General features: G+C 44.2%; 10 protein-coding genes and 4 tRNA genes. 3 read left to right on the top strand and 11 right to left on the bottom strand.

Annotated features, from left to right (window positions below; all coding sequences use genetic code 11):
* Positions 1 to 38 precede the first annotated feature (38 nt).
* A complete protein-coding gene (gene pheT / locus AACT23_RS06715; protein WP_094126965.1) occupies positions 39 to 2,426 on the bottom strand; it encodes a phenylalanine--tRNA ligase subunit beta in 2,388 nt (795 codons plus the stop codon).
* A gap of 16 nt (positions 2,427 to 2,442) precedes the next feature.
* Positions 2,443 to 3,426, bottom strand: coding sequence for a phenylalanine--tRNA ligase subunit alpha (pheS, locus tag AACT23_RS06720; protein ID WP_094126967.1), 984 nt, complete (start codon positions 3,424 to 3,426; stop codon positions 2,443 to 2,445).
* 215 nt (positions 3,427 to 3,641) lie between these two features.
* On the opposite strand from pheS, the gene AACT23_RS06725 reads away from it, so the two are divergent.
* Positions 3,642 to 4,124, top strand: coding sequence for a GNAT family N-acetyltransferase (locus tag AACT23_RS06725; protein ID WP_013856619.1), 483 nt, complete (start codon positions 3,642 to 3,644; stop codon positions 4,122 to 4,124).
* Positions 4,125 to 4,208: 84 nt separating this feature from the next.
* Here AACT23_RS06725 and AACT23_RS06730 read toward each other — a convergent pair whose 3' ends face one another.
* The 8 genes from AACT23_RS06730 to uvrY form a co-directional block, all read right to left on the bottom strand.
* Complete coding sequence (locus AACT23_RS06730) at positions 4,209 to 5,183, bottom strand: carbohydrate porin (RefSeq protein WP_088732576.1); 975 nt, start codon at positions 5,181 to 5,183, stop codon at positions 4,209 to 4,211.
* Positions 5,184 to 6,078: 895 nt separating this feature from the next.
* A tRNA-Gly gene (locus tag AACT23_RS06735) sits at positions 6,079 to 6,154 on the bottom strand.
* Between the two features lie 23 nt (positions 6,155 to 6,177).
* Positions 6,178 to 6,264, bottom strand: a tRNA-Leu gene (locus AACT23_RS06740).
* Between the two features lie 85 nt (positions 6,265 to 6,349).
* A tRNA-Gly gene (locus AACT23_RS06745) sits at positions 6,350 to 6,425 on the bottom strand.
* 2 nt (positions 6,426 to 6,427) lie between these two features.
* Positions 6,428 to 6,501: transfer RNA gene (locus tag AACT23_RS06750), tRNA-Cys, on the bottom strand.
* 268 nt (positions 6,502 to 6,769) lie between these two features.
* Positions 6,770 to 7,327 (bottom strand): CDP-diacylglycerol--glycerol-3-phosphate 3-phosphatidyltransferase, encoded by a 558-nt coding sequence (gene pgsA, locus AACT23_RS06755; RefSeq protein WP_013856615.1) that lies wholly within the window; start codon positions 7,325 to 7,327, stop codon positions 6,770 to 6,772.
* Positions 7,328 to 7,373: 46 nt separating this feature from the next.
* Positions 7,374 to 9,206 (bottom strand): excinuclease ABC subunit UvrC, encoded by a 1,833-nt coding sequence (gene uvrC, locus AACT23_RS06760; protein ID WP_047688276.1) that lies wholly within the window; start codon positions 9,204 to 9,206, stop codon positions 7,374 to 7,376.
* Positions 9,206 to 9,850: a UvrY/SirA/GacA family response regulator transcription factor gene (gene uvrY / locus AACT23_RS06765; RefSeq protein ID WP_026028128.1), complete on the bottom strand. Its 645-nt coding sequence runs from the start codon at positions 9,848 to 9,850 to the stop codon at positions 9,206 to 9,208. The genes uvrC and uvrY overlap by 1 nt, the downstream gene beginning before the upstream one ends.
* A 481-nt stretch (positions 9,851 to 10,331) precedes the next feature.
* On the opposite strand from uvrY, the gene AACT23_RS06770 reads away from it, so the two are divergent.
* Complete coding sequence (locus tag AACT23_RS06770) at positions 10,332 to 12,695, top strand: DNA polymerase II (protein WP_094126977.1); 2,364 nt, start codon at positions 10,332 to 10,334, stop codon at positions 12,693 to 12,695.
* 24 nt (positions 12,696 to 12,719) lie between these two features.
* Here the strand turns inward: AACT23_RS06770 and AACT23_RS06775 are convergent, their stop codons facing one another.
* Complete coding sequence (locus AACT23_RS06775) at positions 12,720 to 13,487, bottom strand: nucleotidyltransferase (RefSeq protein WP_017050356.1); 768 nt, start codon at positions 13,485 to 13,487, stop codon at positions 12,720 to 12,722.
* A 134-nt stretch (positions 13,488 to 13,621) separates the two neighbouring features.
* Here AACT23_RS06775 and yeiP point away from each other — a divergent pair, with 134 nt between their 5' ends.
* Positions 13,622 to 14,188 (top strand): elongation factor P-like protein YeiP, encoded by a 567-nt coding sequence (gene yeiP / locus AACT23_RS06780; protein ID WP_013856610.1) that lies wholly within the window; start codon positions 13,622 to 13,624, stop codon positions 14,186 to 14,188.

Genomic DNA, 14,188 nt, shown 5'->3' on the forward strand with positions numbered 1-14,188 from the left:
CTTGAACCTGCTCAAATATACTTAGGCTACTTTCTGAATTAGTCGCGCAGGGCTGCACCAAACTGTGCCGCTACTGAAGTCACAATCGATTCAACAGCGCTTGCAATATCGGCTTCTTCTAAAGTACGTTCAGTCGATTGAAGCATCAACGCAATCGCTAAACTCTTCTTGCCCTCTTCAACCCCTTTGCCTACATAAACGTCAAACAGCTTCGCCTCTTTTAGAAGCTCACCACCAGCGTTACGACATGCATCGACAATATCACCTGAAGCAATGGCGCCATCAACAACCAGTGCTATATCACGGCGGTTCGCTGGGAACTTAGACAGTGATGCAGCTTCTGGAATTACACGGGTGTTCACAGCTGACCATTCAAGTTCAAATACGATGGTGCGACCATTCAAGCCAAACTTACGCTCAAGCTCTGGATGAACAGTGCCTATCACCCCAATAATCTCACCATCGACAACGATAGCGGCCGATTGCCCAGGGTGCAGCGCTGGGTGTGCAACAGAAGTAAAATTGTAAGCTTTTCCGTTGGCGGTTAAATCAAGAATGGCTTCCAAGTCACCTTTTAGATCGAAGAAATCAACCGTTGCGGTGTCCATGTTCCAGTGCTCTTCACCACGAGTACCGGATATTACCCCCGCGAGCATAGGTTCTTGGCGCATACCGTTCTCTGCCGAAGCATCAGGAATAAAACGCAAACCATATTCAAACAAACGAACGCGTGGCTGCTGGCGTTTCTGGTTATGAACCACGGTATTTAATAGACCTTGGATCAAGCCCAAACGCATCGCTGACATATCAGCAGAAATAGGATTAGGCAGAATGAGTGGTTCAACATCTGGAACAATCAGTTTCTGCTGCTCTGGCTCAACGAAGCTGTAGGTGATCGCTTCATGGTAACCACGGTCAACTAACAAATGACGAACACGCTTAAGTGGCAAGTTTGCTTCTTGGTGGTCATTCATGCTCAATGCTGCAACTGGAGCTTGATTAGGGATATTGTTGTAACCGTAAATACGGCCAATTTCCTCAATCAAATCTTGCTCAATCGCGATATCAAAACGCCACGTTGGCGCGGTAGCAACCCAACTTTCTGCGCAACTCTCAACACTCATACCTAAACGTTTTAGGATTTCAACCACATCAGCATCCGCAATGTGATGACCAAGCAAACTGTCCAGTTTAGTGCGACGAAGTGTGACTTGATTTGGTTTAGGTAACTCCGTTTCAGACTCAACACTAACCACAGGTGCAACTTCACCGCCACAAATATCAACCAGCAGCTGAGTCGCTCGTTCCATCGCACTGGCTTGCAACGCGTAGTCAACACCGCGCTCAAAACGCATGGATGAATCAGTATGTAGGCCATAGCTACGAGCACGACCGCGGATATGGTCTGGTGCAAAGAAAGCACACTCAAGCAGTACATCTTGGGTTTCTGAGCTAACGCCTGAACCTTCACCACCAAAAATGCCCGCAATGGCTAATGCTTTATTGTGATCGGCAACAACCAGCGTATCGACATTCAACTTAGCTTCTGTACCATCGAGTAGCGTAAGTTTTTCATCCTGCTCGGCCATACGAACAACAATACCGCCTTCGATCTTGGCAAGATCAAAAGCATGCATCGGTTGGCCTTGTTCAAGCAAGATATAGTTAGTGATATCAACCACTGGATCAATTGAACGTAGACCACAACGGCGTAACTTCTCTTGCATCCAAAGCGGTGTTTGGGCTTGAACATTAATGTTTTTAACCACGCGACCAAGATAACGCGGACAAGCGGCCGGTGCTTTCACTTCAATAGAGACTTTATCTTCAATTGAAGTAGGAATAGCGATGACCGATGGCTCAGTGACATCAATGCGGTTCAATACACCTACTTCACGAGCAAGGCCACGAATACTAAAGCAATCTGCGCGGTTCGCGGTCAAATCAACATCAATAGTCACATCATCTAAGCTTAGGAATTCGCGGAAATCAGTACCAACGATGGCATCTTCTGCAAGCTCCATAATGCCAGCGGATTCAACATCAATCCCTAGCTCACTGAATGAACAAAGCATGCCGTGAGAAGGTTGACCACGTAATTTTGCTTTTTTGATCTTAAAATCGCCAGGAAGTACCGCACCGACAGTCGCTACCGCCACTTTTAAGCCTTGGCGGCAGTTTGCTGCACCACAAACGATATCAAGCAGTTCTTCTTCACCCACGTCAACTTTCGTTACACGCAGTTTGTCGGCATCCGGATGTTGACCACATTCCACAACGTGACCCACTTTGACGCCAGTAAATTCACCGGCGACAGCAAGAACGTCATCGACTTCCAAGCCTGCCATTGTAATTTGATGTGTAAGTTCGTCAGTCGTAACCGCAGGGTTAACCCACTCACGAAGCCATGATTCGCTGAATTTCATTGTGTTTACCCTTGAATTACTTGAATTGTTTGAGGAAGCGCAGATCGTTCTCAAAGAACGCGCGTAGGTCGTTGACGCCATAACGAAGCATCGTTAAACGCTCAACACCCATACCAAATGCAAAGCCAGAATATTTTTCAGGGTCAATACCAACACTGCGCAAAACGTTCGGGTGAACCATGCCACAGCCTAGAACTTCAAGCCATTTACCATTTTTACCCTTCACATCCACTTCCGCAGAAGGTTCTGTAAATGGGAAATAAGAAGGACGGAAACGCACTTCAACTTCTTCTTCAAAGAAGTTACATAAGAAATCGTTCAAAATACCTTTAAGTTGAGCAAAATTGACGTGCTCATCAACCAACATTCCTTCAACCTGGTGGAACATTGGTGTGTGTGTTTGGTCGTAGTCATTACGATATACGCGGCCCGGCGCAATAAAACGAAACGGCGGTTGACCATTTTCCATAGTGCGAATTTGCACACCTGACGTGTGTGTACGCAACATTAAATCTGGATTAAAGAAGAAGGTATCGTGATCAGTACGTGCTGGGTGATCGGCAGCGATATTCAACGCATCAAAGTTGTGGAAGGCGTCTTCAATTTCAGGGCCAGATTCAACATGAAAACCAAGCTCACCAAAGAACTGCTCAATGCGTTCAACTGTGCGAGTCACTGGGTGTAAGCCACCATTTTCAATGCGGCGTCCAGGCAAAGTAACGTCAATCGTTTCAGCCGCTAGTTTGGCTTCTAACTCTGCTCGCTGCAAAGCATCTTTACGCGTAACAATGGCGTGTTGCACTGTCTCTTTCGCAACGTTGATCTCTTGACCTGCAGCGCGACGTTCTTCGGGTGGCAATTTACCTAGGCTCTGTAGCTGAGTGGTTAACTCACCTTTTTTACCCAAGTACTGAACACGCACTTCATCAAGTGCGACTAGCGAATCGGCAGCATTAATCGCTGCGGTCGCATTAGCAATAATCTCTTCTAGATGTTGCATCGTTTCCTCATCTACCTGTAGGTAGTGTCCGTATAGGATGTTTTGTATTTTTCAGATAGCTGCACATAGTATCGAAAGCCACCTCTAAAGCCAAATTGAAATGATACTGAGGCTTGCTCTTGAACAAAAAAACGGCATTATTTTTGCCGCTCTCTTGATATTACCTCCCTCCCCCCAAACAATAATAAAAACATGACTATTTTTAAGAAGAAACAATGAACATCACGATAACACCAATCAAACCACAAGATGATCCGGACATTTGTAAAATTATCCAATCTGTAGGTGCTGAATTTGGAGCCATCGGTGAGGGTTTTGGCCCATCTGATGCTGAAGTGGAAAACATGAGTCAACATTACACGCAAGAGAGCTGCAGCCTTTATCTGGTAGCCAAACGTGACGGCATCATTGTCGGTGGAGCAGGTATTGCAGCCTTTCATCATAGCCAACGGATCTGTGAGCTAAAAAAACTCTTCTTATTACCAGAAAGTCGCGGTTGCGGGCTAGGAAAAATGCTCAGTGAAGCATGCCTATCGTTTGCTCAAAATGCAGGTTATCAATCTTGCTATTTGGATACGTTATCTAGTATGACATCCGCCATTCAGTTATATGAAAAGCTCGGATTTATACATTTGGATCGACCAATGGACGGCACTGAGCACAACGGCTGCGATGTGTGGATGCTTAAACAGCTGTAAATCATCGCATCTGCTTATACAAAAAATGCCTACCGAACGGTAGGCATCAAAAGCAGTTGAGATTTAATGCTTAAGTTTTAAAACTTAGAAGAAGTATTTTAGACGGATACGCATGCCTAGATCTTTGTTTTCTGTGTCGTCTACTTTCGAGTAGTAAGTACCTAGATAAACAGAGAAATCTTCCACATCCATCACATTAGCAAATTGGTAAGAAGCATAAGTGGTGTTTACTTTTACTGTATTAGTTGTCTCAGTTTCTCCATAGACATGACCCAAACCAAAGCCTTTAAACAGTAAGTTAGCACCGATGGTCGTATCTTCTTGTTTAGTTTTGTCGAAATCACGGAACGCATAGTTCACGTTGATAGAAAGATCGTTAGCAGAATAGTTAACTGTCGCGCCATAACCAAGGAAATCATTCGCAGCATCTTTATCATCTGCAGTCAGATTGGCTTCTAAACCAGCAGCAACACGAACTGAGTCAACGATTTGGTACGCAACAACTGGGCGTACGAACACAGCATTTTTATCCGCTGTAGTCGCATTCTTCTCAAATTTGGTAGAGAGTTCAAAGTAAAGATTATCCGCTGTCTTACTAAAACCGACTTGGCCGTTATCGCCACGACCACGAGCCGCATTCGCTCGATACGGTTCTGCTGTTGCGTATTCAAGCATAGTATCTTGACCAACAGGGAATAGATCAAATGCTTCATAACGACCTACTCTCAATTCCCAGTTATTTGCTTGACCAAATGCAATCCACGCATCATCAAGCTCAACATCACCCGTTGTTTTAAGTAAAGGTTGTGCTTGTGCTTTGATATAACGGTCACCACTCACACTACGCTCACCAGCGATTTGAACCAAAAGGCGGCCATCTTGATTTAGATGTTGCTTGTCAGTGGCATTTTTATCACGAAGGTTGATATCGAACTCAACATCACCGCCGATTGAGAAAACACCTTGTTCACCTTCAACACTGATACCTGCGTTTGCTTGTAGTGCGGCTGAAATTAGAATTGCGGCAAGAGAAAGTTTACCAGAGGTAGCAAAATTCATTTTTTATACTCCATCGACCTTATGGTCATCATTATCATTATGTTGGTGCTTAGCACCTTGAATCTCATCCTGAGATATATTCAATAAAATCAATGAGTTATATTCAAATTCACCGGAGGAAGTAGCACGCTACTTTGGTAATCATGAACAGCTCAATCTCTTTATTGCTCAGCAACCACTGCTTATGTATTCCCTTAACGTTGCTGACGGGGATGGAGTTTACATTCACCGAATCAATGTAAAAATAGATCAATGTCACATTGGGAATCGTTCCCATGAATGGGTTGTTGATAAGTTTATATAAATCACGCTTTTGCAAATAATTCACACCATAAATTAAATGTTGGCACGAAAATTATGTGAAGTAGGCCGAAATTTCACTTCACAAAATAATAACAACTCAAGATAAAGGTTGCTTTATCAAATTATTAACATTCTAGAATTGGGGATGGAGAGTAAAAACGATGCGAGATTTGACCATAAATTGAAGTACTGCTGTTTGATGGTGATGGCTTTGCTTAAAATATTTCAATTTCACGTCCGAAACCGTCAACGAATATAGTGAACGTAGGGGGGTTACCCAGTTTCCGCTAGGGCGCGATTTGGAGCGACACGCGAGGTTCGCTTTCTTTTGGACTAAAAGCGTGACCTCAACCTTGGCAAGGTGGCTCTAAAACGACATCGTTGGTTGTGAACTGGCTGTGAGACAGAGATGAAAAAGCCCCAGCATTTCTGCTAGGGCTTTAATTTGGAGCGACACACGAGGTTCGCTTTCTTTTGAACTAAAAGCGTGACCTCAACCTTGGCAAGGTGGCTCTAAAACGATATCGTTGGTTGTAAACTGGCTGTGAAACAGAGATGAAAAAGCCCCAGCATTTCTGCTAGGGCTTTAATTTGGAGCGACACACGAGGTTCGAACTCGTGACCTCAACCTTGGCAAGGTTGCGCTCTACCAACTGAGCTAGTGTCGCATACTGCATAAGCAGTAAAAAGATGGTGCCCCGGGCCGGACTTGAACCGGCACGACTCGAAAGTCGAGGGATTTTAAATCCCTTGTGTCTACCAATTTCACCACCAGGGCACGCAATTCTGCATTGCGATGCTGTTTACAAAATTTAGTAACACCATCTTTAGATACTGAACGTTAAGTTCAACACCTCAAAATTTGGAGCGACACACGAGGTTCGAACTCGTGACCTCAACCTTGGCAAGGTTGCGCTCTACCAACTGAGCTAGTGTCGCAATGGAGGCGCGTCCCGGAGTCGAACCGAGGTCCACGGATTTGCAATCCGCTGCATAGCCCCTCTGCCAACGCGCCCCTGTAACATCAAGGGGTTGGGTTGTTTCTTCCGTTCCTCTCAAGTACGGGATGCATTCTACGCATTCGATTCGATGAGTCAATATTATTTTTTTAGTTTTTAAACCGTTTGGCTATTTTGCATTCAAAAAGGACAGATTTGGTTAATTTGATAGCAAAATTCACCACCTTTTACACGAGATAACTGTGCTTTAACTGAAGCAATAATGCATGTTGTGAAAGGGATTGTAGAAATTGGAGGAACAAAAAACGGGCCTAAGCCCGTTTCTTAATGATGTTCTGCATTGAGGAGGTCGTCTTTAGCTGCCGCCAAGTATTGAACCATTGACCAATAGGTCAAAATGGTTGCGATGTATAACGCTGCATAGCCGACCCACACCATCCAATCATCATGACGCCAAATCAGTACCCACAATGCAAACATTTGGGTGAGCGTCTTAACCTTCCCAACCCATGAAACGGCCACACTGGCTCTTTTACCAATTTCCGCCATCCATTCTCGCAATGCAGAAATGATGATTTCACGTGCAATCATTGTCACGGCTGGAATCGTTATCCAGAGACTGTGGTAATGGTCGGTGATCAAGATAAGAGCCGTCGCAACGAGCACTTTATCCGCTACTGGGTCGATAAAAGCACCAAAGCGAGAGGTTTGCCCAAGTTTTCGCGCAAGCATACCATCTAACCAATCGGTAAAACCCGCTACCCAAAACACCATTGCCGCAGCAAAAGGGCCCCAGCCGTAAGGCAGATAGAAAACAACGACAAATACTGGGATAAGGAAAAGTCGTAATAAAGACAAAATATTAGGAATATTCAAACGCATATTTATAGGCTCTTATCGATTGCGCGGTTATGTTGCGTTATTTTTCTTATTGTTTCAATGCTTGATAAATGTTTTCAGCTAAAGAATGGCTAATACCGGGCACTTTGGCGATTTCTTCAACAGTGGCTCTTTTTAGCTCTTGCAGCCCTCCCATATATTTCAGCAGTGCTTGCCGGCGTTTAGGCCCAACCCCTTCTATGCCTTCCAATGTACTGGTACGCCGTGTTTTACCTCGTTTGGCTCTATGCCCAGCAATGGCGTGATTATGACTTTCATCGCGAATATGCTGAATCAAATGTAAAGCTGGCGCATCACTTGGCAGGTTAAATTCATCGCCATCGGTTGTAATCAACGTTTCTAGCCCCGGTTTGCGGGTAACGCCTTTGGCGATACCAATCATCACCGGTCTTTTCGGCCAATCTTGCCAATGGCTAGAGATGATCTGCAAAGCTCGATTCAATTGCCCTTTACCACCATCAATGAAAATGACATCGGGGATTTTTTCCACGTCAAGCTGCTTGGAATACCGCTTATCTAACACTTGTCCCATTGCAGCGTAATCATCCCCACCAGTAATTCCCGTGATGTTATAACGGCGGTATTCTGGTTTAACAGGCCCTTCTTGGTTAAATACCACGCATGAGGCGATCGTGCTCTCTCCCATGGTGTGCGAAATATCAAAACACTCCATACGCTCTATGCTATCCAACCCTAAAACAGCTTGAAGAGCTTTAAAGCGCTGGTTGATCGTCATTCTATGGTTAATTTTAGCCGTTATTGCGCTCAATGCATTGGTATTAGCCAATTTTAAATATTGAGCACGCACACCTGTTGGGCTGATGTGGAAAGAAACTTTACGCCCGACCAGGGTCTGTAAGGCTTCTTGCAGCGGCTTTTCATCCTCTAGCAGACCCGCATTTAAGATCACTCGACTTGGGATCGTACGCGCCTCATTGTGACTTAAATAATACTGTCCTAAAAAGCCATCAAACACCTCTTCTTGAGTCGTGTTAGCCGGAATTTTAGGAAAATGGCTACGACTACCCAATATTTTACCTTGGCGGATCATCAAAATATGGATGCAAGCGATGCCATTTTCTTGGGCAAATCCCAATACATCCATGTCATCCATCGTCTCTTCAGAAACAAACTGTTGTTCTTGGACTCTTCGAATGGCTTGGATCTGGTCTCTAAATTTAGCGGCATTTTCAAACTGCAGTGCTTGGCTGGCTTGTTCCATTTTTTGCACTAATGTTTCAAGTACTTGGTTATCTTTGCCTTGCAAAAACAATCGAACATAATTAACCAATTCAGCATACTCTTCATCCGCAATGATATGACTCACACAAGGTGCAGCGCAGCGGCCAATTTGATACATCAGGCAAGGACGAGTCCGGTTGCTATAGACGGTATCTTCACATTGTCTTACCGGAAATATTTTTTGGATGAGGTGTAACGACTCTCGAACCGCACCAGAATCAGGGTATGGACCAAAATACTCACCTTTGCGCTTTTTCGCGCCACGGTGCAACGACAAACGAGGGTGCTTATGCCCACTAATAAAAATATACGGGTAAGATTTATCATCTCGCAGCAGCACATTGTATTTAGGCAAATATTGCTTGATGTAATTATGTTCAAGGATCAACGCTTCCGTTTCAGTGTGAGTAACGGTGACATCAATTTTATCGATATGGCTGACTAACGCGCGCGTTTTCTCACTGTCGATTGTTTTTCGAAAGTAGCTAGAAAGGCGTTTTTTGAGGTCTTTGGCTTTGCCAACATAGATGATATCAGCCTCGGCGTTATACATTCGATAAACGCCGGGCTGATGGGTAACGGTTTTAAGAAAAGCGACCGAGTCGAACAAAGAAGTCACTAAAGCGTCTCTGTGTCTAACATTCCGTGTCGAATAGCTAAATGGGTCAGTTCAACATCACCGCTTATCGCTAACTTACTAAACAGTCGATAGCGATAGCTATTTACTGTTTTGGGGCTAAGACTAAGTTGCTCGGAAATATCCGTCACTTTTTGCCCTTTGGTAATCATCATCATAATCTGCAGCTCTCTTTCCGAGAGATCAGCAAATGGATTGTCAGAAGCTGGCGAGAATTGGCTTAATGCCATTTGCTGTGCGATTTCAGGCGAGATATAACGCTGCCCGCTATTCACAATGCGAATCGCGTTGACCATTTCATCTGGGCCTGCACCTTTGGTTAAATAACCCGCGGCTCCAGCTTGCATCACTTTGGTCGGAAATGGATTTTCCGTATGAACCGTTAACACGATGATTTTCACATCTGGATTAAAGCGCAGAATTTTTTTTGTCGCTTCCAAACCGCCGATACCAGGCATGTTCATATCCATTAAAACAACGTCGACATGATTACTGCGACACCATTTTACTGCTTCTTCACCGCTGTCAGCTTCCCCTACTACGTTCATTCCACGGACGTCTTCAATAATACGTCGTATCCCTGTGCGAACCAGCTCGTGATCATCTACAAGGAAAACACTTATCAAACTTGTATCTCCACACTCATCTATTGGCTCTGCACCCACTGAATCGTGGATAGCAGCATCGCGGCCCACATTAATTAGCTCACAATTGGAAATTAACTCACAATCGGGTAATTAACTTAACATTGGTTTTTACTCACACTGAATATGTGCTCAAACCCCAAATTTGGCAAGTACTTATTTGTTCGGCTAATCATCCAATGAGAATCCATCAACAAATCAAAAGCTTAATTATATTAGCAGAGATGCCGCACGACTTTTACATGATTTTTTGACAAATTTGAACCTAAACATAAAAATGCAACCAGCCTCATAAAAATACAAAACCAAAACAAATCATAAAGTTAAAATGCATACACCATACCAATTAACGGTTATTTGATCTCCATCGCCCGCTTACTCACCTCACTGAAATTCGTTATTTACCTCGTAGCTCTGATATGATGCCCTCCCCCAAGGTTACGACTATTTGGATTTATTACGCTTGGTTATTCAACACGGTTTTTTACTTACTCGCCATGCAAGAGACCTTCATGGCTCGACTCATATTGAGTTGTGGTTGAGTACGCCTCAAGGTCCAACCCAACTGATTATCCGTGGTGAAAAACCCGTTTTCTTCATACCACAGAAAGATGTGCCACAAGCGCAAAAATTAGCGTTAGAGCGGCAGCTCTCTATCGAATTAAAAACATTGGATTTGGAAGATTTTGAACATACCCTCCTAGCGGGTTGTTATTGTCAAACGATTCAAACGCATGCTGAGTTTTCGGCACTACTAAAGCAACATCATATTCTAACGTTAGAAGATGATATTAAGCTTGCCGACCGCTTTCTTATGGAGCGTTTTCTTAAAGGCAGCATTGAATTCACTGGACGGCTTACCCAGACGTTTTCCCATTCAAAAATAGAACAGGCGAAATGTCGACCGGGCAACTATCTTCCTCATCTGAAAGTGGTTTCGCTGGATTTAGAATGCTCTGAAAAAGGCATTCTCTACTCGATTGGTTTTGATAGCCCAATGGACAGCCGCGTAATCATGATTGGTGAGCCTGAGCCTTGCGATACCCCAATTCAATGGGTGAAAGACGAATACGCATTGCTCAACGCTCTCATCGATTGGTTCACTGAGTTCGACCCTGATGTAGTAATTGGCTGGAGCGTGATTGATTTTGATTTTCGCTTACTCCATAAAAGAGCCGAGTGGCATAAGTTAAAACTTGCGATTGGTCGCGGCAAACAGCACAGTTTTTTTCGTAGTTCAAACCAGAGTCAGCAAGGGTTTATTACTATTCCCGGGCGAGTAGTGTTGGATGGAATTGATACATTAAAAACAGCCACTTACCAATTTCGTTCTTGGTCATTGGAATCAGTATCAAGGGAGCTATTAGGCGAAGGAAAAGCGATTCATAACGCCCATGATCGGATGGATGAAATCAACCGTATGTTTAAAAAAGACAAACCTTCACTGGCGAAATACAACCTGCAAGATTGTGTGTTAGTGAATAAAATCTTTGAACATACCCATTTGCTGGATTTCGCCATTGAACGTTCCCGTCTCACGGGTGTGGAGCTAGATCGCGTCGGCGGTTCTGTCGCCGCCTTTACCAATCTCTATTTACCTCAATTGCATCGCGCGGGTTACATCGCACCTAACTTACACTCCGAAAATTGGGTCGCAAGCCCCGGAGGCTATGTGATGGACTCCATCCCTAACCTCTACGACTCTGTATTACTTCTTGATTTTAAAAGCTTATATCCCTCGATCATTCGTTCATTTTTAATTGACCCACTTGGCTTGATTGAAGGGCTAAAAATTCCGCTTGGTAAAGAGGATAACCAAGCGGTAACGGGATTTCGTGGCGGTCAATTTCACCGCACCAAACATTTTCTTCCAGAAATGATCGAGAAATTATGGGCTGCGCGTGATGTGGCGAAAAAGAACAATAACAAAGCCTTTTCACAAGCGATAAAAATCATCATGAACTCTTTCTACGGGGTGCTTGGATCGTCAGGTTGTCGTTTTTTTGATACTCGTTTGGCGTCCAGTATTACCATGCGCGGACACGAGATCATGAAGCAAACTAAAAAGTTAATTGAGGCGCAAGGCTATCAAGTGATTTATGGTGATACCGACTCAACCTTTGTCTCTTTAGGTGGTCAATATTCACAGCAGCAAGCGGATCGCGTAGGAAAACAACTGGTTGAACACATCAATCAATGGTGGACGACCCACTTGCGTGAAGAGTACCGATTGGAATCGATGCTGGAATTGGAATACGAAACCCACTACCGAAAGTTTCTGATGCCAACCATCCGAGGTTCAGAAACGGGGTCAAAAAAACGCTATGCGGGATTGATCGGTGAAGGCGAAAACGAGCGGCTAATTTTTAAAGGGCTTGAGAGTGCAAGAACGGACTGGACTCCGCTCGCACAACGCTTTCAGCACCAACTTTATTCGATGATTTTTAATGGTGAAGACCCTGTGGCGTTTATTCGTGAAATCGTTGAGCAAACTCAAACCGGTCAACTCGACCATGAGCTCGTGTACCAAAAACGGTTGCGTCGCAAGCTGCATGAATACCAAAAAAACGTACCACCACAAGTAAGAGCCGCACGACTTGCTGATACGATAAACCAGCAGTTAGGCCGACCATTGCAATATCAAAATCGAGGTCGTATCGAATACCTCATCACACTGAATGGCCCTGAGCCTAAAGAGTATTTAAAAAGTCCTATCGATTATCAGCACTATATCGATAAACAATTGCAGCCAGTCGCAGAAGCCATTTTGCCTTTTGTTGGCTTGAATTTCGAACAGCTCAGCCAGCCACAACTTGGGTTATTTTAAGAAGTACGACGACCTAGCCAGCGGTTAACCAATCCGAAACTCTGTTTTTTGATACTGCTTTGCAAGCCATTGCCCATAACTGTCTAGAATTCCAATCACTGAGCGTTTGGCGATCACTCGTCCAGAGAGCAAAATACCCAATCTCTCAATGTCGATTTTTTTCTCCGGGTGATAACGTAAAAACTGCTGCCCGCATTCGATAGGATCATCAAACCAATTTTTGTCACGATACATAATCAAAGAATAACTGGCGCGCAGTAATTTCTTGGCAATGGCTACTTGCGCCTTGCTCTGTTCGCTTTCAGAACTGGTTTTTGCAATTTTATCACGATAAAAAAAGACCCAATCTGCGATGTCCATATTCCAGTGTTTGGCTATTTCCCAACTGGGTTCGAAATCGCCAAAGCATTCCGCCAGATCATCACCCAAGATGCAAACGCAGCAATGGCGCAACATAAATCCCCACGTAAAAATGCTCTCTAAAGTGGCTACCTCGCTCACGAGTGCAGTTTTGATCGAGACTTCGGTGATATGTGGGAAACTTTTCTGAAATCGCCATTTTATCGTATTCAGCAGAGTTGCTCGTTGCTCGGAGAAATCACGGTGCGTGATCAACACTACATCCAAATTGGAGCGCCCATAACGCGCAGTTCTGCGCGCCACACTGCCATAAAGGTAAAGACTATGTAGATTGTCACCTAACCCGGCACGCAGAAACTTGATGAGATCATCGATAGCCGCTTGATATTCAGCCTGAAAGGGTTGTTTTGGGTCAATAACCGATAAATACATAGCAAAAAGCGTTAGTTAATTTAAGAAAAAGTACACGCGGTCATGTTCTACTATGCAAAGCAATCAATCAAGATATTCCTTTTCGAAAACGGCAAGGTATAATGCGCCGAAACTAAGTATGAAGGAAAAATTCCATGCCAAAGGCGAATGAATTAAAAAAAGGGTTTGCTATTATTTCTGGTGGCAAGACGCTATTGATCAAAGACATCGAAGTGACCACTCCTGGTGGCCGCGGTGGTTCTAAAATCTACAAACTACGTTGTACTGATTTGAACACTGGCGCTCGCGTTGATGAGCGTTTAAAAGCCGATGACTTTGTCGACACCGTTGACATGAACCGCCGTGCGGTTTCGTTTTCTTATGTTGATGGTGATGAGTACATCTTCATGGATAACGAAGATTACACTCAATTTACGTTTAAACAGGCGGATATCGAAGATGAGCTACTGTTCATCACTGAAGAAATCCAAGGTATGTATGTGGTTGTCGTTGACGGTGTTGCGGTAGCACTAGATGTCCCTTCATCTGTTGAGCTTGTGATTGAAGAGACTGATCCTTCCATCAAAGGTGCTTCAGCTTCTGCGCGTTCAAAACCAGCACGTTTAAGCACTGGCCTTGTTGTGCAGGTTCCTGAATATGTCGCAACTGGCGACCGTATTATTATCAACACCGCTGAACGCAAATACATGAGCCGAGCATAA

Origin of the sequence: Vibrio sp. V09_P4A23P171 (genome assembly GCF_963875615.1) — a bacterium.
Taxonomy (GTDB): domain Bacteria; phylum Pseudomonadota; class Gammaproteobacteria; order Enterobacterales; family Vibrionaceae; genus Vibrio; species Vibrio anguillarum.